Source organism: Nonomuraea sp. NPDC049309, from assembly GCF_043196965.1.
GTDB classification, from domain to species: domain Bacteria; phylum Actinomycetota; class Actinomycetes; order Streptosporangiales; family Streptosporangiaceae; genus Nonomuraea; species Nonomuraea fastidiosa.
The window spans coordinates 766,471-787,263 of sequence record NZ_JBICSH010000002.1 but is presented as its reverse complement, the minus strand read 5'-3'; the positions used below and the strand labels follow the sequence as shown (position 1 = coordinate 787,263).

Below are 20,793 nucleotides of genomic sequence, written 5' to 3'. Positions count from 1 at the left end.
CACGCGCGCTCAGCCGCTTCCCGCGCCGATCCGGGCACGGCGTGGCGTTCGGCATGTACGGACCCCCAGTAGTCTGCCCTCGATCAAACAACAGCCACGGTAACGTGCCACACCGTGACAAGTGGCGAGGTACGGGTGAGACGGCGGCAGTGGTGGGCGTGGGCGGTCGCGGCCCTGCTCGTCGCGGCGGCCGCGGCGCCGCTGGTGTACGAGTGGCTCACCAACCCCGACGACCAGCGCCTGGTCGACCTGGACGTTTACCGCACCGGCGGGCAGATGCTGCTCGACGGCAAGCCGGTCTACGACTACGTCACCCCGGCCCCGCAACTGCTGCCGTTCACCTACCCGCCGGTCGCGGCGATGCTGGCGGTGGCGCTGGCCGCCATGTCATGGGAGACCGCGCAGTGGGTGTGGACGGCCGGGATCTTCGTGGCGCTGGGCGTGACCGTGGGGTTCGCGTTCCGGCCGCTGCTGACCCGGGAGACGCTGCGCAAGTACGCGCCGTGGGTGTTCGCGCTGCTCATGGTGCTGTGCACGTACGTGATGCCGATCCGGGACCAGGTCAGGTTCGGGCAGGTGGACATCCTGCTGGTCGCGCTGTGCGTCGCCGACTGCGTGGCGCGGCGGCCGTGGTGGCCCCGCGGGTTCCTGATCGGGCTCGCGACGGCGGTGAAGCTGACGCCGGGCGTCTTCCTCATCTACCTGCTGATCACCAAGCAGTGGCGGACGTTCTTCATGGCCTGCTTCACGGCGGCGCTGCTGACGCTGCTGCCGTTCGCGGTGATCCCGCAGGACGCGGTGGACTTCTGGTTCGGGGCGCTGCTCGACCCCGAGCGCCTCGGCGCGAACGCGGCCACCACCAACCAGTCGATCCGCGGCATGCTGATCCGGCTCTACTGGCCGGACGCGCTGACCTCGGTGCTGTGGGTGCTGATCGTGGCGGCGGTCGGCTGGTACGGGTTCCGCGGCGCGCGCGACGCGTACCGGGCGGGCGATCACATGACCGCGGTCGCGCTGGTCGGGCTGATGGCGGTGCTGCTGTCGCCCGTGGCCTGGATCCACCACCTGGCGTGGGTGGTCGTGGTGCTCGCCGCGATCGCGGGCGACGGGACCGACCCGGTCCGGCTGCGCGTGGCGGCCGGCGTGTGGCTGTACTACGTGGTGCCGGTGCCGTGGTGGGGGGTGTCGCTCAAGGCGGCGGAGATCCCGGGCGTGAGCCTCGTCCTGGGGAAGATCGTGCAGAACGGGTTCGGGCTCGGCGCGCTGGCACTGGTGTGGCTGCTCGTGCGTTGGCTGCCGAAACGGCGGCGGCCCGCTTGACTTTGCCGTTACTCTTCGTGGCGTGCTCGTTACCATCTGGGTGATCGTGGGCGTCGCGGCCGGGGTCAGCGGGGTGCTGGCCGGCTATGCGGCGCTGCGGCAGGCCAGGGCCACGGCCGAGGAGTGCCGGCGGATGCTCGCAAGGCAGCAGCTCGGCGCGGGCCGGGGCGATCTCAAGGCCATCAGGGACGTCGCCGTGTGCCGGTACGACGCGCTGTCGGAGATGTCGGGGCGCCTGTCGTTCTCGGTGGCGATGATCAACGGGCTGGGCGACGGGATCGTGCTGACGTCCATCAACGGGCGCAGCGAGACCCGCACGTACGTGCGGCCCGTGGTCGGCGGCAAGGGGCAGGAGCCGCTGTCGCCCGAGGAGGAAGAGGCGGTGCGCGCGGCTCGGCTCGGCCTGGGGCCCCTGGTGGCCGCTCCGGTGTCCGAAACCCCGTAGACAGGGCCCCGACCTGCGGATTCTCCGCCGGGCGAAACGGCCGCGGACGCCTTCACCTGGGGCTACCCTGGACGCATGCCCAAGCTCGCCTATCTCGGGCCGGAAGGCACCTTCACCGAAGAGGCCCTGCGGCTCCTCGACCCCACGGCCGAACGCCTGCCCTGCGCCAACGTGAGCGCCGCGCTCAACGCCGCACGCTCCGGCGAGGCGGACGGCGCCGTGGTCCCGCTGGAAAACTCCATCGAAGGTGCCATCACCACGACGCTCGACGAGTTCGCATGGGGCGAGCCGCTGGTGATCAACGCCGAGCTGCTGCTGCCGGTGCAGTTCTCGCTGCTGGCGCGGCCGGGCACCGAGATCCCCCACATCAAGCGGGTCTACACCCACCCGGCGGCCATCACGCAGTGCCGCGCGTTCGTGGCCCGCGAGCTGCCCGACGCGGTCGTGGTGTCCGCCCCTTCGACGGCGGCGGCGGCGCAGGAGGTGGCGCTGCCGGGGTCGCCGTACGACGCGGCCATCGCCGCGCGCATCGCCGGCGAGCACTACGGGCTGGTCGAGCTGGCCTCCGACATCGGTGACAGGTCCGACACGGTGACCAGGTTCGTCAAGGTCGCGCGGCCGGGGCCGCTGCCCGAGCCGACCGGGTCCGACCGCACCACGCTGGTCGTCTTCCTCGCCGACGATCATCCAGGCGCGCTGCTGGAGATGCTGACCGAGTTCTCCGTACGCGGGGTCAACCTCACGCGCATCGAGTCCCGGCCGACGGGCGATGGCATCGGGCGCTACTTCTTCCACTTCGACTTCGAGGGCCACATCGCCGACGCCCGGGTCGGTGAGGCCGTCGCCGGCCTCCACCGGATCTGCGGCGAGGTGCGCTTCCTCGGCAGCTATCCGCGCGCCGACGGGCTGAAGCCGCAGATCAAGCGCGGCACCTCCGACTCCGACTTCACCGAGGCGGCCGAGTGGCTGGCGAAGGTGCGCGCGGGCGAGATCTGACGCCGCGCGGTCGCGGGAGTCTGCCTCGGCGCTCATCGAGCGTGCCCGGGCGTCCGGCTCGCCGTGCGCCTCGGCGGGTTTTCCGCGTGAACGGGCAGGTGGCCGGGCCGTGGCGAAGGTTTCCTGAGCGTCGGTGGATATCCAGGGGCGGTCAGGCGCCGTACGCCGGTAGCCTTTCCTTGTGATTGACCTGCGTACCCTTCGTGAGGACCCTGACCGGCTACGGGCGTCGCAGCGTGCCCGCGGTGAGGACGACTCGGTCGTCGACACGCTGCTCGACCTCGACGAGCGCCGCCGATCGGCGCTGACCTCGTTCGAGTCTCTGCGCGCAGAGCAGAAGAGCATGGGCAAGTCGGTCTCCAAGGCGCAGGGTGAGGAGAAGGCCGCGCTGCTCCAGCGGGCCAAAGACCTCGCGAGCCAGGTCAAGGCCGCCGAGTCCGAGGCGGAGAAGCTGGGCGCCGAGCTCGACGCGCTGCTGCGGACGATCCCCAACCTCGTCGAGGAGGGCACGCCGCCCGGCGGCGAGGACGACTACGTCGTGCTGGAGACACACGGCGAGCCCCGCCAGTTCGACTTCGAGCCGAAGGACCACCTGGCGCTGGGCGAGGCGCTCGACGCCATCGACACCGAGCGCGGCGCCAAGGTGTCGGGCGCGCGGTTCTACTTCCTCAAGGGCGTCGGTGCGCGGCTGCAGCTCGGCCTGCTCAACATGGCGATGCAGCAGGCGATCGAGGCCGGCTTCACGCCGATGATCACGCCGGTGCTGGTCAAGCCCGAGACCATGCAGGGCACGGGCTTCGCCGTGGCCCACGACAGCGAGATCTACCGGCTGCCCGAAGACGACCTCTACCTCGTCGGCACCTCGGAGGTGTCGCTGGCCGGCTACCACGCCCAGGAGATCCTCAGCGCCGACGCCCTGCCGCTGCGCTACGCGGGCTGGTCGTCCTGCTTCCGGCGCGAGGCGGGCTCGTACGGCAAGGACACCAGGGGCATCATCCGGGTGCACCAGTTCGACAAGGTCGAGATGTTCTCCTACGTCCGTCCCGAGGACGCCCACGAGGAGCACCTGCGGCTGCTCGAGTGGGAGAAGGAGATGCTGGCCAAGATCGAGGTGCCGTACCGCATCATCGACACGGCCGCGGGCGACCTCGGCATGTCGGCGGCGCGGAAGTTCGACTGCGAGGCCTGGATCCCGACCCAGGGCCGCTACCGCGAGCTGACCTCGACGTCCAACTGCACCGAGTTCCAGGCGCGCAGGCTCGGCGTCCGCTACCGCGACAAGGACGGCAAGCCCAAGCACCTCGCCACACTCAACGGCACGCTGGCCACGACCCGGTGGATCGTGGCCATCCTGGAGAACCACCAGCAGGCCGACGGCTCGGTGGTGGTGCCCAAGGCGCTGCGGCCGTATGTCGGGCTCGACGTCCTCGAGCCGCCCAAGTAGGCCGTCATCCTGGGGCGGCTCGCGCCGTCCGCGTGACCGTCACGACCCCTGCCCGTCGGTGGGGGTCGTGTCGTGTCGTACGTGAGGGTCCCGCGTCCCCGGGTGGAGGGCGTCGTGCCGCGCGAGCGGCACAGGTCCGTCCGGCGGGACGAGGACGTCGGCGGGGACCGTGTCGCGGGCGGCGCGCCGTACGATGAGGGTGCCCGCGACCAGCACCGCCGAGGTCAGGAGCGCCGCGACGGCGGTGGCGGCCTCGTAGGCGAGAGCCCCGCTCGACCAGGCCTGGAACGGCATCTTGACGGCGGCGAAGACCAGGGGAGCCCCGAGCAGGCCGACCGAGACCGGCAGGGCGCGCGCCCCTCCGCTGACCGCGGCGCCGAGGCAGGCCACGCCGCACAGCAGAGTCACGTAGAGCCCGGCCGGCATCATGAGCGTCCCGATGGTCCCGTTCGGCGAGCCGAACGACGGGTCCAGCCAGCCGATCAGGAATGCCGCGAACCCGGCGTAGGTGATGACGGCGACGATCAGGTACGCACGGACGTGGCGGCGCAGCCCCGCCCCCACGAACCCGAGCAGCGTGCACGCCGCCAGCAGCCACGCCCAGACCAGCTCGGTGGTCAGCGGCACCTCGGGGGGATCGCCGTTCAGGGGGACGTGCCGCCACGTGCCCGAGGTGTCGCGGACCAGCACCAGGTCAGGACCGCTCGCGGCGACCACGACGTGGCCACCGGGGCGCGCCTGCACGGCCAGGGAGGTGACGAGGCCGGTGCTGCCCTTGTACAGCCTGCTCAGGCGCCTTGTGTCATCGTCGGACGGGCGCCAGGACGGGCGCCAGGTGATGCCGCCGTCGTCCGACTGGTCGACGCCGGTGCGATCGCCGGTGACCCGGTAGCAGCGGGTCGCCTCCTTGGGTACGCATTGGGCGCTCTGCCCCTTCTTGCCCTCCTGGGCGGAGGGTTCGAGCGACCACGTGCCGCCGCCGTCCTCCGAGACGTAAGTGACGCCATAAACGGTCTGGACGAGCAGGCGGCCGCGGTCGTCCACCGTGACCTCGTTCGGCGACGAGTGGGCCGGCATGGCGGAGGTCGCGGTCACCGCCACCATGGCCAGCGGCATCGTCACCACGACCCGCCACCGTGCGGTGGGCGGGCGGCGCAGGCTGCGGTTCCGCGCCCACCAGGCGGCGGCGAGCGCTGGGAGTGCCAGCAGGTCCGTAGGATCGGCCAGGACGCGCGACGGGCCCGCCAGGAAGGTCCACACCTGGGAGGCGGTCTCGGCGCCCGTCTCCGTGGTCTTGACGAGCGCGAAGAGCAGCCCGGTCAGGACGACCGCCGCCACGTCGCTCCGCCGCAGCAGCTCCGTACCCGGCCGCTCGGCGTGGACCATGTGCTGTTCCACACGGGGGAAGGCGACTCGGAGGCGGGTGGCCAGCGCTGCCGCCGGGCGGGTGAGCAGGACGGCGACCAGCGCCGGGGCCATCACCAGCCCCGCCACGTCGCTGAGCTTGCCCGTCACGATCCCGGGAAAGGCCGGTTTGAGCAGGTGGTCGTTGATCAGCAGCAGGAGTACCCCGGCAACCGTCACGGGGTGGCACAACCACGCGTACCTCATACCCCAATTGACCGGTGTGCGGAGAAGGCGGTTCAAAGCACGTGTGAGTCGAGTCACAGTCGTGACCAACCCGACACCACCACAAGACGCCGCAGCGCGGGGCGAGAACCCAGGGGCGCCCACGTGCGCCAGAACACCACTGCCGCCCGAGCCGGGGCCACGCCACCCGCGTCAGGCCTCGCTCTCGCCGGCCCTCCGCACCGGGAACCTGCCGTCCGCGCCGGGCTCTCCTCGCACCGGGACGTCAGCGGAGACCGCTGCGATGCCTGGCGGCACGGGGGTGCGGCGTCCTGGTCCAGGACCTCCTGGGCAGTTCGGAAGGGCGCGTCTACGGCCAGAGGGACGAGCCTCGGAAGCGGGGCAGGAGCACCCAGCCGTGGGATGGACCACAGAGCGGGCCGGGGATGCCGTGGGGTGGTGGAGGGTGTGCGGAGCGGGCTGAGGATGTTGCGGAGCGGGCCGAGGTGCCGTGGGGCGGCGGGAGAATGCTGCGGAGCAGGCGGAGGCGGGTCGAAGGATGTTGTGGCGTGGGGGAGGGTGTGCGGGGCGGGCGGGTGAAGGTCCCCAGGACAAGCGAAAGGCCGGGGCCCGCTGGGAACGGACTCCGGCCTGTCTCGCTGCTACAGGTCAGAGGGCACGGACCTGAGAGGCCTGCGGCCCCTTCTGGCCCTGCGTGATCTCGAACTCGACCCGCTGGCCGTCTTCAAGGCTGCGGTAGCCGTTGCCGACGATCTCGGAGAAGTGCACGAACACGTCCGGCGCACCGCCGTCCGGGGCGATGAAGCCGAAGCCCTTTTCGGCGTTGAACCACTTGACGGTTCCCTGAGCCATAAAAGCTCTCCCTCAGGATGTGAATCTATGGGACCCACACCTCGTGGGTCCCGGTGTGTCGTACAGCAAGCACCCCGGGGTGGCTCAGACAAAGTCATGCTGGTTTTCACTACGGGATCAGCTAATACAACGCCATCACATCTAACACCATTCTGGAGCGTTGGTGTTCCCGTCCCAACGAAGATTTCTGTCCGCCGGCATCACCAGGCAAACTGGAACCTGTTATGCAGAGCGATCTCGCACCGCGGCTAGTGGCCACCGACCTCGACGGCACCGCGTTGCGTACGGACGGAACCGTGTCTCCCCGCACGGTCGCCGCCTTCGGCAGGGTCGAGGAATCGGGGGCGGTCCTGGCGTTCGTGACGGGGCGTCCGCCCCGGTGGATGGGCGGGGTGGCGAGTGCGGTGCGTCACCGAGGGCTGGCCATCTGTGCTAACGGGGCGCTGATCTACGACCTGCATACCGAACGGATAGTGGAATCTCACCTGATCAGCGTCGATGTACTCGAGGAAGTCGTCGCTCAGCTAAGAGCGAACGTGCCCGAACTCGTATTTTCGGTCGAGTATGAAGCCGGTTTTGCGCATGAGTCGGATTTCCGTCCAGGCAGGTTGGACCGGACACGGGACGTGAAACGTGTGGATTCGGTCACTTCTCGCCCATGCGCCAAGTTGCTCGCCCTGCACCCCCGCATGGACCCCGACGAGCTGCAGGCGACGGTCCACGAGCTGGTCGGCCATCTGGTGACCGTGACGCACTCGAGCCGCAGGGGACTGATCGAGATGAGCGCCAGGGGCGTGACCAAGGCGACCGCCCTGGCGGCGCTCGCCGAGCGGCATGAGATCGAATCGTCGCAGGCGGTGGCCTTCGGGGACATGCCGAACGACCTGCCCATGCTGAGCTGGGCGGGCACGTCGTACGCGGTCGCCAACGCGCATCCGCTCGTGCTGGCGGCGGTCGATCACGTGACCGCCACCAACGACGACGACGGCGTCGCCCAGGTCATCGAGAAGCTGTACCCCTGACGCCCGCGCCTGGCGCCTGGCCTCCGGGCCCGTGCCTGACCTCTGTGGGCGGTTCCGGGGAGAAGCGCCTCGGGCGGGCGGTACGCCCCAGGACAGCGGTGCCTCGGGCAGGCGGGGAGGCGGTGCCGGCGGGGAGGCGGTGCCCCGGGCCCGGGCGCAGCGGTGCCTGGGCGCAGCGGTGCCTCGGGTAGGTGGTGAGGCGGCGCCTCGGATAGGCGGTGTCTCCGGGTGCGGCGGTGCCTCGGGGAGGCGGGTGAGGCGGTGCGTCAGGGCATAGCGGTGCCCTGACCGGGCTCCGCGTCTGTGGTGCCCTGGTCAGGGCGGCTTCATGTCTGAGGACTGTGGGGCCCTGTAGGCCCTGGAGCGGGCCTACAGGTAGGGGCCGGAGCCGCCGTGCGGGCGCTGTGCCTCCTCACCCTGGGGCACACCGGTGGGCAGCGCCCTGCGCATCTGCTCGAGCTGGGCGCGGGCGGCCATCTGCTGTGCGAACAGCGTGGTCTGGATGCCGTGGAACAACCCTTCGAGCCAGCCGACGAGCTGGGCGTGCGCGATGCGCAGCTCGGCATCGCTCGGCGGCGTGCCGTTGTCGTCGGTGAACGGCAGCGACAACCGCTCCAGCTCGTCGACCAGCTCCGGCGCGAGACCGTCTTCGAGCTCCTTGATGGAGGACTCGTGGATCTCCTTCAGCCGCTTGCGGCTGGCCTCGTCGAGGGGAGCCGCGCGCACCTCCTCGAGGAGTTGGCGGATCATGCTGCCGATGCGCATCACCTTGGCGGGCTGCTCGACCAGGTTGGTCACCGAGCGATCGTCTTCACCGCCGTCGCCGTGACTTTGGAAATCTGGGCCCACCACCACGACGTGGGGGGTGTTGTTGTCCTCAGCATTCATAACACTCACCGTACTAGCAGGATCTTGCCGACGTGCTCTCCCGAATCCAACATTCGGTGGGCTTCGGCGGCTTCGGACATCGGCACCTCCGCATGCACGACCGGACGCACGGCCCCCGCTCCGATCAGGGGCCACACGTTCTCGACGACGCTGCGGACGATGGCCCCCTTCTCGTCGACGGGGCGCGCGCGCAGCGTCGTCGCGTGCACGGTGGCCCGCTTGGCGAGCAGAACGCCGAGGTTGAGCTCGGCCTTGGTGCCGCCCTGCAGGCCGATGACCACGAGCCGGCCGCCCGTCTTCAGGGAACGGACGTTCCTGTCCAGGTATTTCGCGCCCATGATGTCGAGGATGACGTCGGCCTTGACCTTGTCGGCGAAGTCCTCCTCGCGGTAGTTGATCACCTCGTCGGCGCCCAGCTCCTTGACCCGCTCGGCCTTGGCCGCCGATCCGACGGTGGTGACGACGTGGCTGCCGAGCGCCTTGGCGAGCTGGATCGCGAACGTGCCGATGCCGCTGGCCCCGCCGTGCACGAGCAGCGTCTCGCCCCTGCGCAGGCGGCCGATCATGAAGACGTTGGACCAGACCGTGCAGGCCACCTCGGGCAGCCCCGCGGCCTCGCGCAGCGGCACGCGGTCGGGCACCGGCATGACCTGCTGCCAGGGCGCGGCTACGCGCTCGGCGTAACCGCCGCCGGCGAGCAGCGCGCACACCTCGTCGCCCGGCTTGAACTGCTCGACGTCGGCCCCGACCGCGGCCACCACGCCCGAGACCTCAAGCCCCGGGTACGGTGACGACCCCGGCGGCGGATCGTAAAATCCCTGCCGCTGCAGCACGTCGGCGCGGTTGACCGCGGAGGCCGTGACGTCGATCAGCACGTCTCCCGGCCCCACCTGCGGCTCCGGCACCTCGCGCCATTCCAGCACCTCTGGGCCGCCTGGCTTGACGATCTCAATGGCTCGCATGCGAACCACGGTAGCCGGGCAAAGAACTTGTGGGTTGCCGGGCTGCATGGCAGCAGGTGGCGTTACCCTGCAATGTGTTTGCTGCCCCTTTAGACCCACCCGAGGGGGAACACGGTGGCAAGACACGATCGAGAAGAATCTCTCGAGGAACAGCTCGCCTGGCTTGACGCTATCAAGGAGACGGAGGAGACCCCTGTCTCCATCAGCGCGTCGTCAGCTCCGGTCGACGAGCCGGTCGCGTCCCCGTACCCCGCGGACCCGTGGGCGCTGGTGCGGCAGCAGCAGGAGACGACCCCGCCGCCGGTGTTCAGAGCGGCGGTGGACTCGGCGTACGGCGGCCCTGCCGAAGGGTACGGCGGTTCCGCCGAGGCGTACGACGGGTCCGCTGACGCGTATGGCGGTTCCGCGACCGAGGTGTACGGCGGTGCCGTGACGGCCGGTGACATTCCGGCGAGCCGCATCGGCTCCGGCGAGTGGCCGGTGGGCCCCGCGGCCGGCGACCCTCGGGCGAGCGCCGCGCCGAGCGTGGACGATCCGTTCCTGGCGCCGCTCAAGCCGCTGCCGAGGGCCGACGACACCGACACGTACGCGCTGCCGTTCACCCCGCCGCAGCCGGAGGGGAGGACGGAGGGTGCCACGTGGCCGCCCGCCTCCGACTGGCCGGGTTCGGACGACGGGCCTTCCGCCCATGACACGGCTCATGACACGGCCCATGAAACGGCCCATGACACGGTTCGCGTGGAGCCGCTGCGCGCGGAGCCCGAAGCCGCCGGTACGCGGGGCGACGACGAGCAGGACGCCGCCGGGGACGCGGGCACGGCCGGCACCAGGGCGCGCACCGAGCCGGCGACGGCGCGGGGGCAGCGGGCACCCGGCCGGGAGGCCGCCGCCGAGCCGGCCGGGGACGCCGCTGAGGACCCGGCCGAGGACCAGGTCGAGGCCCCGGCCAAGGGCCTGACCGAGGACGCGGCGCAGGACGCTGTCGGGGACGCGACCAAGGACGCTGCGAAGGACGCTGCCAAGGACGCGGCGCAGGACGCCGCCGGGGACGCGGCCAAGGAGACCGTCAAGGAGCGGGCGAGCAAGACGTCCGGGGAGCCGGATGAGCAGCCGGCCGCGGGGCGTTCCGCATGGTCCTCGGACGCCTCCGAAACCCTGCCGCGCGCCGAGCGCCCCCAGTGGGACGCCGCCGCGGAGGACGGCCCGGCCGCGCCGAACGCCGACACGCCCCCGACCGGCATCCCGCAGTGGGCGCAGGAGGGCTCGCAGTGGAGCAGGGAGCAGGCCGAGTCGTTTTCGCGCTGGGACGGCGCGTCCGCGGCATCCGGCACGTCGGGTGAGTCCGCGAAGGCGGGGAAGGCCGCGCAGGCCGATGACGCCGAAGGAGCGGCCCCCGAGCCTCGGGAACGGCAGGAGCGGCCGGCCGCCTGGGCCGGCCTGCCGGAGCACTTCGAATGGGGCAAGGACCCGGCGGCGAAGCCCCCGCAGTGGGGCGAGGACCGCCCGGAGGGGTCCGCGGAGGACAAGGGCCCGCGCTGGGACGCCGACGGCGCCGGTGCGGCCTCGCCGTGGAGCGACGCGGCCGGCGATGAGACCGCGCCGTCGTGGGGCGTGCCGCGCGGTGACGAGACCTCGCCGTCGTGGGGCAAGGGCCAGGACGCGTCGTCCCCGTGGGGAGCGGACCAGCGCGAGGACGCCCCGGGCTGGGGCCAGGGCGACGACGCCGCGTCGTGGGGCAAGGGCGAAGCCCCCGCGTGGGGCCAGGGCCGGCGCGAGGACGCCCCGGGCTGGGGCCAGGGCGACGAGGCCGCGACGTGGAGCCAGGAGCGGCCGGAAGAGCGCCCCCAGTGGGTACGCGAGCAGCCGGAAGAGCAGTGGGCCGAGCGGCCGGAGGAACGCCCGAAGTGGGCCGAGCAGCCCGAGTGGCGCCCGGCCGACCGGGACATCCCGCAGGTGCGCCAGAACCGCCGCCCGGCGCCCGCCCCCGTGTTCAGCGCGCCGTCCAGGCCTCCGGTGACCGGCCGTCCCACGGCCGACAGCCTCGATCCGGAGACGCTGCTGCGCGGGCGGCGCAACGCCCCGTCCAAGGGTTGGCGGCGCCTGGTCTACAAGGCCTCCGGCGGCTGGATCAAGCCGGGCGAGCCCCCGGAGGTGCGCCGCCGCCGCGAGCTGATCACCCGCGCCCGTACCCCGGTCACCACCGGGCACCACCGGGTGGCGGTGCTGAGCCTGAAGGGCGGCGTGGGCAAGACCACGACGACGGTGGGCCTGGGCGCGACGCTGGCGCAGGTGCGCGGCGACCGCGTGATCGCCGTGGACGCCAACCCCGACCGCGGCACGCTCTCCGACAAGGTGGAGCTGGAGACCTCGGCCACCGTGCGCGACCTGCTGAACGAGCGCGACCAGGTCAAGCGGTACGTCGACATCAGGGCGTTCACCTCGCAGGCGCCGTCGCGGCTCGAGGTGCTGGCCTCGGACCGCGACCCGTCGGTGTCGGAGGCGTTCAGCGGCGAGGACTACCAGGCCGTCGCCCAGGTGCTGGAGAACTTCTACTCGATCTGCATCACCGACTGCGGCACCGGCCTGCTGCACTCGGCGATGGGCGGCGTGCTGGGCATGGCCGACCAGATCGTGCTGGTCAGCTCCCCGTCGGTGGACGGCGCGCGGGCGGCGTCGGCGACGCTCGACTGGCTGGAGGCGCATCAGTACGGCGACCTGGTGAAGAACGCCACCGTGGTGCTGTGCAGCGTGCGGCCGAGGTCGAAGTCGGCGGTGGACATCAAGAAGCTGGAGGCCCACTTCGCGGCGCGCTGCCGCGAGGTGATCAGGGTGCCGTACGACCCGCACCTGGAGGAGGGCGCGGAGATCGACCTGGACCGGCTGCAGGAGGCGACCAGGGACGCCTACCTGCAGCTCGCCGCCAGCGTGGGCGACGGTTTCGCGGGGATCCGCGACTGAGCGGAGGGTGTGGGATTCGAACCCACGAGGCCATCGCTGACCTGGCCGCTTTCAAGGCGGCTGCACTCGTCCACTATGCGAACCCTCCCTGTGCGGAAACCACGATAGCGGCTGTGATGGCAGCGGTGTACGTTCAGGTGGTGGCGGATCTCGACGTCGAGGTGAAGCGGGGTGGCCGCGATGCGTGCGTGTGCCTCGCCGGTGACCTCGACAAGTCCACCGCGCCGCTGCTCAAGGACACTTTGCTGGCGTTGTTCGCTGAGGGCCGAGTGCGGGTGGTGGTCGATGCCGAGCGTTTGGAGTTCTGCGACTCCAGCGGGTTGTGGGTGCTGGTGGAGCACCGGCGCAGGGTGGCGGCCCAGTCGGGGTCGCTGGGCATCGTGGGCGTGCACGGGGTCTTACGGCGGGTGCTCGACGTCACGGGCCTGGAGCCCGCCTTCGACCACGTGACCGTCGCCGAACCGTGAACGTTCAGGGCAGCTGCGACAGCAGCCACTTGGGACCGACGGTCTGCGCCCCCAGCTCCTCCACGCGCCCGCGCAACCCCCGGTCGGCCGTGACGACGAGCACGCGCTCCCACGGCCTGGCCCGGCGTACGACGCCCACGATCGCGTCGTCGCCGCTCCCCATGGCGGCCACCACCTGAATACCGGGTACCTCGGGCGCGCTCCTGGCCGCGCCCTCCACGACCGCCACCACGCGCGGATACCACTGCGCCAGCACCGGGTGGCTCAGCCGCAGCCCTGAGACGGCCCGCAGCAGCCGGGTGGCCGCGCCCAGGCGGTCGTTCCACCAGCCGCGCTCCGCCCGCGCGCCGACGATGTTGGCCACGTCGAGCACGAGCGTTTCGGGGTCGAAGCCCAGGGAGGCCTCCTCGCGGGCCTCGCGCAGCGCGGTGGTGACGGCGTCCTCGTGGCTGTCGCGCGCGCGGCCCGGCAGTGCCCAGGTGCCGCCGTGGTGGCAGCGCAGTGAGCGCTTCTGCAGCAGCACGTACGGGACGCCCCGATCGTCGTGGTGGACGACCAGGAGCCCGGAGGCGCCGTGGACGCCCCAGTGCCGGTGGCCCCGGGCGCACTCGGTCCAGCCGTCGCCGTCCTTCGCCGTCATGAGGGGTCCTTTCAGCCTCCGCCCTTGGAGAAGTGCTGGAAGTCCTTGGCGCCCGACCAGTAGCCGCCCCACTCCCAGCCGACCTCGGCGAACGTCTTCACGACCCGATCGCCGGGGTTGATGACACCTTTACCCTTCATCGGGCGCTTGGTGAACTTCCTGGCGTTGCGGTGGGCGGTGCTCCCGCCGGCGGTGACGTACGGGTTCTCCAGCGGGTTGACGTCGATGGCCTCGCCGTACGCGTGATTGGACCAGTTGCTCGACCCGGTCGCCCGGCGGCAGTTGAAGGCCGAGGTGTTGTCGTCGTCGATCGAGGCGTAGTCGTCGGCCTTGTAGGCGTCCACCAGCTTCATCTTGCGGATCGGCCAGCGCCGGTCGTACAGCTTCTTGAAGACCTTCTCGATGTCGCCGGTGACGGTCTTGCGCACGACCAGCTCGCCGGTGTGCGGCTTGCCGTCGAACCCCCAGTACGACAGCGTCACCAGCCGCAGGTCGCGGTAGTGGACGGGGCAGCCGGGCCGCCAGGAGTAGGGCAGGCGGTCGCGGGAGATCCGCGAGACCTTCGAGGTGAACGGGGGCGGCGCCGTCGGGCTCGGCGTCGCCGTGGAACGCTCCGATGCGGTCTGTTCTGCCGTGGCGGTCACGGGCGTGGACGAGCGCGGCGGTTCGGCCGGCGCGGCGGCCTGCTGCCCCGCGCCCGACTCCGCACACGAAACGGACGCGAGCACCACGAACGCCATGGCGGCAACACGTTTCATCTCGCCACCATATGCGACGTCAGGCCAGGTCAGGGCACTATCAGCACCGTTCTGCGGGAGCGTTTCGCGAGCTTGGCCGCCACCGAGCCGCGCCACGAGGACCGGGAGCGGCCCACCACGATGGCGTCCGCCATGTACGTGTCGGCCAGCGCCTCGAGCTCGCGGGCCGCGTCACCGCGCACGCTGACGAACTGCCAGGGCACCCCGCAGCCGCGCAGCTCGTCCTTGAGGTCCTCGGTCAGGTCGGCCGCAGAGTCGGGGATGATGGGCGCCCCGGCGAAGAACCACAGCGTCTGCGTGTTGAGCGCTTCGACGAACGCGATGAGCAGGGCCGCGTCGTCCCTGCGGGCGAGCCCGGCCGCATACGCGAGGGCGTTGCGGCTCGGGCCCGATCCGTCGAAGCCCACGACGAGCAGACCGGCGCCGTCCTTGCCGATCTCGAACTGCCCTTCGGGGAGCCTGCGCGAGGCGGGCTCCCAGCGCGGGTCCGCACCACTGCCGGACACGGCATGTTCCGGTGGGTCAGGCGTCCGCGTGCTTGCCGCGGCCGGCCAGCTCGCGCAGGGCGTCGGCCGCGTAGATCACGAGGGACACGAACGAGATGCCGGCGATGATGCCGCCGAGCCACAGGTCGTTGACCGTGGCGTCGACGTACTCGGCGCCGCGCGGCTGGTAGCCGACGGCGAAGGGGGCGGCGACGAGCCAGAGGCCGCCGAGGAACAGCAGCACGAGGGCGCCCACGCCCAGCTTGGCCTTCATCGGTTCTCCTCCACTCCGACCAGGGAAGTCCTGCCGTTCTGGCGGTGCTCGCCGCCGCTGCGGGCGTTCAGGTCCTCACGCAGCGCCTCGACGAGCGGGGCGAGCAGGGTGGCGAGCTCGGCGGACGACGACTGCGGCGCGGCGGCCGGCACGGGCTCGGGCTCCGGCTCGACGCGGCGCGGCTTCGGCACGACCAGTCCGCGCGCCACCAGGTCCTCGTAGATGGCCGACACGAACGCGATCACGGCCACGACGCCCACGACGGCCACGCCCAGGCCGGTGAAGAACTCCGACTGGGTGGCGTTCGTCCAGTCGGCGTCCTCCGGCTGGGTGCCGAGGGCGAAGGGCGCGATCATCAGCCACAGCCCGGCCATGGCGGCCAGGGCCGCGGTGACGGCACCCACGAACTTGCGAATCATTGAGTGATTCCTCCTGAGACAAGGTCCTTCTGTGGCGGCGTGGCCTGCGCGATCAGGGCGCGCGAGGTGGGCCGCAGCACGTTCTGCGCGACCGACCTGGCCCGGTCGCGCTCCGTGCGGTCGTCGGGCGGCGCCATCTTGGCGACCGCGGTGAGCAGCGCGGACGGCTCGCCGTTGGCCCGCTCGACGCGCTGGGCGATGAGCTCGAGCAGCAGGCCCGCCAGGACGAGGTCGTCCTTGCTGAGCGGCTTGGGCTCCGGGGCGGCGGGCGCGGCCGTGCTGCGCAGCGGCAGCTCCTTGAGCAGGAGCGTGGCGACGAAGCCGAGCAGCGCGATCGGCACGCCCACGAGGAACACCGTCTCCAGGCCGCGCGTGAAAGCCTCGAGCACGATGTTCTTGATCGGTCCAGGCAGATGCCGGATGGCGTCGGGGCTGCCGAGCTTGACGTCGCCACCGCCGCCGGGCAGCTTGATGGAGGCCTCGCGCAGCAACTCGGCCATCTCGTCCTTGAGCCGGTTGGTCAGGATCGCGCCGAACGCGGCCACGCCGACGGCGCCGCCCAGGGAGCGGAAGAACGACACGCCGGACGTGGTCGAGGCCATGTCGCGCAGCTCGGAGCCGTTCTGCGCGGCGAGGATGAGCATCTGCATGGACAGGCCGAGCCCGATGCCCAGCACCGCGACGTCGAAGCCGATGAGCCACTCGCTGGAGTCGACGTGCAGCCTGGACAGCAGGAACAGGCCGCAGGCCACGATGAGCAGGCCCGCCACCGGGAAGATCTTCCACCGCCCGGTCTGGGTGACGATCTTCCCGGAGATCACACCGGACAGGAACAGCGCCGCGACCATGGGCAGCGTCATCAGGCCCGAGTTCGTCGGGCTGAGCCCCTTGACGATCTGCAGGTACTGCGGCAGGTAGATCATCGCGCCGAACATCGCCATACCGACGAACAGCGAGGCGGCGCTGGTGAGCACGAACGTCCGGTTGCGGAACAGCCGGGGCGGCAGGATCGGGTTGCCCGCGGTCCGTTCCGACAGCACCGCCAGGGCCAGCATGAGCAGGGCGATCGCGGCGAGGGTGTACGTCCAGGGCGAGTTCCACTCGAACTCGTTGCCGCCCAGCGTCAGCAGCAGCATCAGCGCGCTCGCACTGGCGGTGATCGTCGTGGCGCCCCAGATGTCGATCGAGGTGTTCCGCTTGACCCGCGGCAGCCTCAGCACCTTCTGGATGACGAAGAACGACACCAGGGCGAACGGCACGACCACGTAGAAGCACCAGCGCCAGCCGAGCCACTCGGTGTCGACGATGAAGCCGCCCAGCAACGGCCCCGCGACCGTCGAGATGCCGAAGACGGCGCCCATGTAGCCCGAGTAGCGCCCCCGCTCGCGCGGCGAGACGATGTCACCCAGGATCACCTGCGACAGAGCCGACAAACCACCGACACCAAGGCCCTGGACGGCACGCGCGGCGATCAGCTGTCCCATGTTCTGCGACATGCCGGCCACCATCGAGGCCGCCACGAACAGCGCCAGCGCGGTCTGGAAGAGCAGCTTGCGCCCGAACAGGTCGGACAGCTTGCCCCACAACGGCGTCGAGACCGTCATCGTCAGCATGGTCGCGCTGGCGACCCATGAGTACTGATCCTGACCGCCTAGCTCCCCCACGATCGTCGGCAGCGCGGTGCCCACCACGGAAGTCGAGATCATCGAGGTCAGCATCGCCAGCATGAGCCCGGACAGGACTTCGAGGATCTCGCGGTGGGTGTAGTGCCGCTTCGCGGGGGACGCGGCCGGTGCGTGCGCTACCAAGACAACACCACATCCCCTTCGTACTGTTTATCCACCAGGAGTATACGACTGTTTACTAGCCGGGCGGTAAGTCGGGTGTCCGTTCAGTAGAGTGCGGGCATGAGTCCCCAGGTGACTGAGGCCAGGCCACGCGACCGTGAGGCCACCCGGGAGCGGATCTTGCAGGCGGCTCGCACGCTCTTCGGCGAGCAGGGCTACGAACAGGTGACCGTACGCATGATCGCGGCGGCGGCCGACGCCAACGTCGCGCTGGTCGGCCGCTACTTCGGCTCGAAGGCCGGTCTCTTCGGCGCGGTGCTGCAGGGCGAGCCGACGTTGAGCGAGCTGTTCGAGGGCGAGGAAGAGGACCTGCCGCGCAAGCTCGCAGAGTACACCGCGGAGCGCATGCACCGGCCGCCGGACAGCCCCATCCTGCGTACGCTCGAACGCTCGGCCGGCCACCCCGAGGTGCACGCCGTGGCCAGGGAACGCCTGATCACCGCGGTGGTCGAGCCGCTGAAGGCCAGACTGTCCGGGCCCGACGCCCACGCCCGCGCCCGCATGGCCACCGCGGTGCTGCTCGGCGTCGGCGCCACGCGCCGCCGCCTGGGGCCGGAGGAGCCCACGCAGGCCGACGTCGACCGCCTCACCGCCGTCTTCAAGGCGTGCCTGAACATCTGAACGCGCCGATCCGGCCTCAGGCACCCCGGTCAGGCTGCGGGCGCGCCGATCCGGCCTCAGGTGCGCCGGCCCGGCCTCGGGTGCCGGGCCGCCGTTCACCGTGCGGCGGTTGAAAGTTTCACCGTCCGCAGCCGCGCCGACCTGCGAGGACGGCGTTCGCAGCGATCGGAGGTCTTTGTCCTGACGGGGGCCGCTCCTACCATCCTGAGAGCCGGTGGGAGCGCTCCCACACGACGGACGGAGATCGTTCATGTCTCGCAGAAAGCCCGCACTGGCGGCGCTCCTTACAGCGATCGCCACGGCCGCGGCGGGGGCGGTCATCGCCGCCTCCTCCACCACCGCCCAGGCCGCCGCAGACTCCGCTTTCTACGTGGATCCCCAGAGCAACGCCGCCAAATGGGTGGCGGCCAACCCCGACGACAGCCGCACGCCGGTGATCAGGGACAGGATCGCCGCGGTGCCACAGGGCCGCTGGTTCGCCACCTACAACCCGGACACCGTGCGCGCCCAGGTGGACGAGTACGTCGGTGCCGCCGCGGCGGCCGGGAAGATCCCCATCATGGCCGTGTACGCCATGCCCAACCGCGACTGCGGCGGCCCCAGCGCAGGCGGCGCCCCCGACCACGCCGCCTACCGCGCCTGGATCGACCAGATCGCCGCCGGGCTCGGCGGCCGGCCGGCCACGATCGTGCTGGAGCCCGACGCCCTGGCCATCATGACCAACTGCATGGACGCCTCGGAGCAGGCCGAGGTGAAGGCGTCGATGGCCTACGCCGGCAAGGCGCTCAAGGCCACCTCGTCGCAGGTCAAGGTGTACTTCGACATCGGGCACGACGCCTGGCTGTCGGCGTCTGAGGCCGCCTCGAGGCTGGTCGGCGCGGACGTCGCCAACAGCGCCGACGGCATCGCGGTCAACACCTCCAACTACCGCTCGACGCCGGGCCTGATCTCGTACGCGAAGAGCGTCATCGCCGCGACCGGGGTGAACAGCCTCAAGGCCGTCATCGACACCAGCCGCAACGGCAACGGCCCGTCCGGCAGCGAGTGGTGCGACCCGGACGGCCGCGCCACCGGCACCTGGAGCACCACCGAGACGGGCGACTCCGCGATCGACGCCTTCCTGTGGGTCAAGCCGCCGGGCGAGTCCGACGGGTGCATCGCCCCGGCCGGGCAGTTCGTGCCGCAGCGGGCGTACGAGCTGGCCATGGCCGCGCCCGACCCCACGATCACGCCCACCGACGACCCCACCGAGCCGACCGAGACGCCGACGCCGGGCACCGAGGGCTGCACGGCGACGTACCGGGTGGCCAGCGAGTGGAACGACGGCCTGCAGGGCGAGATCACGGTCACCAACACCGGCGACGCGCCCATCAGCGGCTGGAAGGTCTCCTGGACGCCGCCCAGCGGCCAGACGATCACGCAGCTGTGGAACGGCGACCTGTCCACAGGCGGAGGCACGGTCAGCGTCACCAACCTGAGCTGGAACGGCGCGCTGGCACCCGGCGCGACGACCTCGTTCGGCTTCATCGCGAGCGGCGGTTCGGGTGACCCGTCGGCGCTCACCTGCGCCGCCTCCTAGCGCGCGGCCCCGCGCGCGCACCCTCCTCCGGCCTGCGCGCGCACCCGACCGGCGCGCACTCGCCGAGCCCCCGCCGGACGCCTGCGGGGGCTCGGCCTTTTCCCGCGAGTCCTTTGGGCCCCTTGCGCGCGGTGCCTCTCATCACGGGACGAAATAACCGTGCGGGCGCGGCTGTTGACCACGACCAGGTCAATCCCGCTCTGCGAAAGGCTCGTACTCATGGCTCTGCCGCTGTCCATCCTTGATCTGGCGCACATCGGCGAGGGCGAGACGGCGGCCGACAGCTTCGCCGCCAGCGTGGCCCTCGCTCAGCGGGCCGAGGAGCTCGGTTACAAGCGCATCTGGTACGCCGAGCACCACAACATGGACAGCATCGCCTCCTCCGCCACCAGCGTGCTCATCGCCCACGTGGCCGCTCATACCCGGACGATCCGCCTCGGGGCGGGCGGCGTCATGCTGCCCAACCACTCGCCGCTGACCATCGCCGAGCAGTTCGGCACGCTGGAGACCCTGCACCCCGGCCGCATCGACCTCGGGCTCGGCCGCGCGCCGGGCAGCGACCAGCAGACCATGCGCGCCCTGCGCCGCACCCCGTCGTCGGCGGACTCGTTCCCGCAGGACGTGCTGGAGCTGCAGGGCTACCTGACCGGCGAGACCCGTATCCCCGGCGTGCACGCCACCCCGGGCAGGGGCACGAACGTGCCGCTCTACATCCTCGGGTCGTCGCTGTTCGGCGCGCAGCTCGCCGCCGCGCTCGGCCTGCCGTACGCGTTCGCCTCGCACTTCGCGCCCGCCGCGCTGGAGGAGGCCATCGCGCTCTACCGGCGCGAGTTCAAGCCGTCGGCGCAGCTCGACAAGCCGTACGTGATCGCCGCGCTCAACGTCATCGCCGCCGACACCGGCGAGGAGGCGCAGGAGCAGTTCCTGGCCTCCAAGCGGCTGCGGGTCAGCAGGTTCCTCGGGCGCGGGCGCACGTTCACGCCCGAGGAGGCGGACGTGATCCTCGATTCCCCGGCGGGGCAGCAGATCGTGCAAATGATGAAATACACGGCCGTCGGCGACTCCGCCGAGGTCAAGGCGTACGTCGAGCGGTTCGCCGAGCACACCGGGGCCGACGAGCTGATCGTGGCATTCTCCGCCGTCGACAGGAAGGTGTGGCTGCGCTCGGCCGAACTGCTCGCCGCAGCCTGGGGGCTCTGACCGGTCCTTGCAGCCGGCTCCTTCGA

20 protein-coding genes and 1 tRNA gene are annotated in these 20,793 nt (G+C 71.2%); 10 read left to right on the top strand and 11 right to left on the bottom strand.

Annotated elements, in window-relative coordinates; translation table 11 throughout:
* Nucleotides 1-114: 114 nt before the first annotated feature.
* From ACGFIM_RS17600 to serS, 4 genes are all read left to right on the top strand, one after another.
* The gene (locus ACGFIM_RS17600; RefSeq protein ID WP_393201289.1) at nt 115-1,320 is read left to right on the top strand and encodes a glycosyltransferase 87 family protein; all 1,206 of its coding nucleotides are present in this window, start codon (nt 115-117) and stop codon (nt 1,318-1,320) included.
* 22 nt (nt 1,321-1,342) lie between these two features.
* Complete coding sequence (locus tag ACGFIM_RS17595) at nt 1,343-1,765, top strand: DUF4446 family protein (protein WP_393201286.1); 423 nt, start codon at nt 1,343-1,345, stop codon at nt 1,763-1,765.
* 75 nt (nt 1,766-1,840) lie between these two features.
* Nucleotides 1,841-2,761 (top strand): prephenate dehydratase, encoded by a 921-nt coding sequence (pheA, locus tag ACGFIM_RS17590; RefSeq protein ID WP_393201283.1) that lies wholly within the window; start codon nt 1,841-1,843, stop codon nt 2,759-2,761.
* Between the two features lie 181 nt (nt 2,762-2,942).
* On the top strand, nt 2,943-4,205 hold the full coding sequence (gene serS / locus ACGFIM_RS17585) for a serine--tRNA ligase (RefSeq protein WP_393201280.1): 1,263 nt from the start codon (nt 2,943-2,945) through the stop codon (nt 4,203-4,205).
* 39 nt (nt 4,206-4,244) lie between these two features.
* Here the strand turns inward: serS and ACGFIM_RS17580 are convergent, their stop codons facing one another.
* Together ACGFIM_RS17580 and ACGFIM_RS17575 are read right to left on the bottom strand one after the other, a co-directional pair.
* A complete protein-coding gene (locus tag ACGFIM_RS17580; protein WP_393201277.1) occupies nt 4,245-5,789 on the bottom strand; it encodes a hypothetical protein in 1,545 nt (514 codons plus the stop codon).
* Between the two features lie 654 nt (nt 5,790-6,443).
* Entirely contained in the window at nt 6,444-6,647 is a 204-nt protein-coding gene (locus ACGFIM_RS17575) for a cold-shock protein (RefSeq protein WP_080043977.1), read from the bottom strand.
* Between the two features lie 224 nt (nt 6,648-6,871).
* On the opposite strand from ACGFIM_RS17575, the gene ACGFIM_RS17570 reads away from it, so the two are divergent.
* Entirely contained in the window at nt 6,872-7,669 is a 798-nt protein-coding gene (locus ACGFIM_RS17570) for an HAD family hydrolase (protein ID WP_393201274.1), read from the top strand.
* A 369-nt stretch (nt 7,670-8,038) separates the two neighbouring features.
* Here ACGFIM_RS17570 and ACGFIM_RS17565 read toward each other — a convergent pair whose 3' ends face one another.
* Complete coding sequence (locus tag ACGFIM_RS17565; protein WP_393201271.1) at nt 8,039-8,557, bottom strand: bacterial proteasome activator family protein; 519 nt, start codon at nt 8,555-8,557, stop codon at nt 8,039-8,041.
* Between the two features lie 5 nt (nt 8,558-8,562).
* Nucleotides 8,563-9,519 carry an NAD(P)H-quinone oxidoreductase gene (locus tag ACGFIM_RS17560; RefSeq protein ID WP_393201268.1) on the bottom strand — a complete coding sequence of 319 codons (957 nt, stop codon included), beginning with the start codon at nt 9,517-9,519 and terminating at the stop codon, nt 8,563-8,565.
* A 114-nt stretch (nt 9,520-9,633) separates the two neighbouring features.
* Here ACGFIM_RS17560 and ACGFIM_RS17555 point away from each other — a divergent pair, with 114 nt between their 5' ends.
* Nucleotides 9,634-12,477, top strand: a complete 2,844-nt coding sequence (locus ACGFIM_RS17555; protein WP_393201265.1) for an AAA family ATPase — start codon at nt 9,634-9,636, stop codon at nt 12,475-12,477.
* A gap of 1 nt (nt 12,478) precedes the next feature.
* Here the strand turns inward: ACGFIM_RS17555 and ACGFIM_RS17550 are convergent.
* Nucleotides 12,479-12,565: transfer RNA gene (locus ACGFIM_RS17550), tRNA-Ser, on the bottom strand.
* 28 nt (nt 12,566-12,593) lie between these two features.
* On the opposite strand from ACGFIM_RS17550, the gene ACGFIM_RS17545 reads away from it, so the two are divergent.
* Entirely contained in the window at nt 12,594-12,944 is a 351-nt protein-coding gene (locus tag ACGFIM_RS17545; RefSeq protein WP_393202580.1) for an STAS domain-containing protein, read from the top strand.
* A gap of 4 nt (nt 12,945-12,948) precedes the next feature.
* Here ACGFIM_RS17545 and ACGFIM_RS17540 read toward each other — a convergent pair whose 3' ends face one another.
* The 6 genes from ACGFIM_RS17540 to ACGFIM_RS17515 are packed head-to-tail and all read right to left on the bottom strand — an operon-like array spanning nt 12,949 to nt 17,328.
* Nucleotides 12,949-13,584 carry an NUDIX domain-containing protein gene (locus ACGFIM_RS17540; RefSeq protein ID WP_393201262.1) on the bottom strand — a complete coding sequence of 212 codons (636 nt, stop codon included), beginning with the start codon at nt 13,582-13,584 and terminating at the stop codon, nt 12,949-12,951.
* An 11-nt stretch (nt 13,585-13,595) separates the two neighbouring features.
* Nucleotides 13,596-14,342 carry a M15 family metallopeptidase gene (locus tag ACGFIM_RS17535; protein WP_393201259.1) on the bottom strand — a complete coding sequence of 249 codons (747 nt, stop codon included), beginning with the start codon at nt 14,340-14,342 and terminating at the stop codon, nt 13,596-13,598.
* 29 nt (nt 14,343-14,371) lie between these two features.
* Nucleotides 14,372-14,848 (bottom strand): universal stress protein, encoded by a 477-nt coding sequence (locus ACGFIM_RS17530; RefSeq protein WP_393201256.1) that lies wholly within the window; start codon nt 14,846-14,848, stop codon nt 14,372-14,374.
* Between the two features lie 16 nt (nt 14,849-14,864).
* Nucleotides 14,865-15,101, bottom strand: a complete 237-nt coding sequence (locus ACGFIM_RS17525; protein WP_393201253.1) for a hypothetical protein — start codon at nt 15,099-15,101, stop codon at nt 14,865-14,867.
* A complete protein-coding gene (locus ACGFIM_RS17520; protein ID WP_393201250.1) occupies nt 15,098-15,520 on the bottom strand; it encodes a hypothetical protein in 423 nt (140 codons plus the stop codon). Before ACGFIM_RS17520 ends, ACGFIM_RS17525 begins: the two co-directional genes overlap by 4 nt.
* Complete coding sequence (locus ACGFIM_RS17515; RefSeq protein ID WP_393201247.1) at nt 15,517-17,328, bottom strand: MDR family MFS transporter; 1,812 nt, start codon at nt 17,326-17,328, stop codon at nt 15,517-15,519. The genes ACGFIM_RS17520 and ACGFIM_RS17515 overlap by 4 nt, the downstream gene beginning before the upstream one ends.
* Nucleotides 17,329-17,427: 99 nt before the next feature.
* Between ACGFIM_RS17515 and ACGFIM_RS17510 the strand changes: the two genes are divergently transcribed.
* The 3 genes from ACGFIM_RS17510 (at nt 17,428) to ACGFIM_RS17500 (ending at nt 20,767) form a co-directional block, all read left to right on the top strand.
* Nucleotides 17,428-17,988 (top strand): TetR family transcriptional regulator, encoded by a 561-nt coding sequence (locus ACGFIM_RS17510; RefSeq protein ID WP_393201244.1) that lies wholly within the window; start codon nt 17,428-17,430, stop codon nt 17,986-17,988.
* 250 nt (nt 17,989-18,238) lie between these two features.
* Nucleotides 18,239-19,567 (top strand): glycoside hydrolase family 6 protein, encoded by a 1,329-nt coding sequence (locus tag ACGFIM_RS17505; protein WP_393201241.1) that lies wholly within the window; start codon nt 18,239-18,241, stop codon nt 19,565-19,567.
* A 219-nt stretch (nt 19,568-19,786) separates the two neighbouring features.
* Entirely contained in the window at nt 19,787-20,767 is a 981-nt protein-coding gene (locus tag ACGFIM_RS17500; protein ID WP_393201238.1) for an LLM class flavin-dependent oxidoreductase, read from the top strand.
* Nucleotides 20,768-20,793 lie beyond the last annotated feature (26 nt).

Excerpts from the sequence above, each read along its gene's own strand:
- ACGFIM_RS17570 (WP_393201274.1), top strand. The coding sequence starts at position 6,872 with ATGCAGAGCGATCTCGCACCGCGGCTAGTGGCCACCGACCTCGACGGC.
- ACGFIM_RS17575 (WP_080043977.1), bottom strand. The coding sequence starts at position 6,647 with ATGGCTCAGGGAACCGTCAAGTGGTTCAACGCCGAAAAGGGCTTCGGC.
- ACGFIM_RS17560 (WP_393201268.1), bottom strand. The coding sequence starts at position 9,519 with ATGCGAGCCATTGAGATCGTCAAGCCAGGCGGCCCAGAGGTGCTGGAA.
- ACGFIM_RS17525 (WP_393201253.1), bottom strand. The coding sequence starts at position 15,101 with ATGAAGGCCAAGCTGGGCGTGGGCGCCCTCGTGCTGCTGTTCCTCGGC.
- ACGFIM_RS17540 (WP_393201262.1), bottom strand. The coding sequence starts at position 13,584 with ATGACGGCGAAGGACGGCGACGGCTGGACCGAGTGCGCCCGGGGCCAC.
- ACGFIM_RS17500 (WP_393201238.1), top strand. The coding sequence starts at position 19,787 with ATGGCTCTGCCGCTGTCCATCCTTGATCTGGCGCACATCGGCGAGGGC.
- ACGFIM_RS17510 (WP_393201244.1), top strand. The coding sequence starts at position 17,428 with ATGAGTCCCCAGGTGACTGAGGCCAGGCCACGCGACCGTGAGGCCACC.
- ACGFIM_RS17520 (WP_393201250.1), bottom strand. The coding sequence starts at position 15,520 with ATGATTCGCAAGTTCGTGGGTGCCGTCACCGCGGCCCTGGCCGCCATG.
- ACGFIM_RS17535 (WP_393201259.1), bottom strand. The coding sequence starts at position 14,342 with ATGAAACGTGTTGCCGCCATGGCGTTCGTGGTGCTCGCGTCCGTTTCG.
- ACGFIM_RS17565 (WP_393201271.1), bottom strand. The coding sequence starts at position 8,557 with ATGAATGCTGAGGACAACAACACCCCCCACGTCGTGGTGGTGGGCCCA.
- ACGFIM_RS17505 (WP_393201241.1), top strand. The coding sequence starts at position 18,239 with ATGTCTCGCAGAAAGCCCGCACTGGCGGCGCTCCTTACAGCGATCGCC.
- ACGFIM_RS17545 (WP_393202580.1), top strand. The coding sequence starts at position 12,594 with ATGGCAGCGGTGTACGTTCAGGTGGTGGCGGATCTCGACGTCGAGGTG.
- pheA (WP_393201283.1), top strand. The coding sequence starts at position 1,841 with ATGCCCAAGCTCGCCTATCTCGGGCCGGAAGGCACCTTCACCGAAGAG.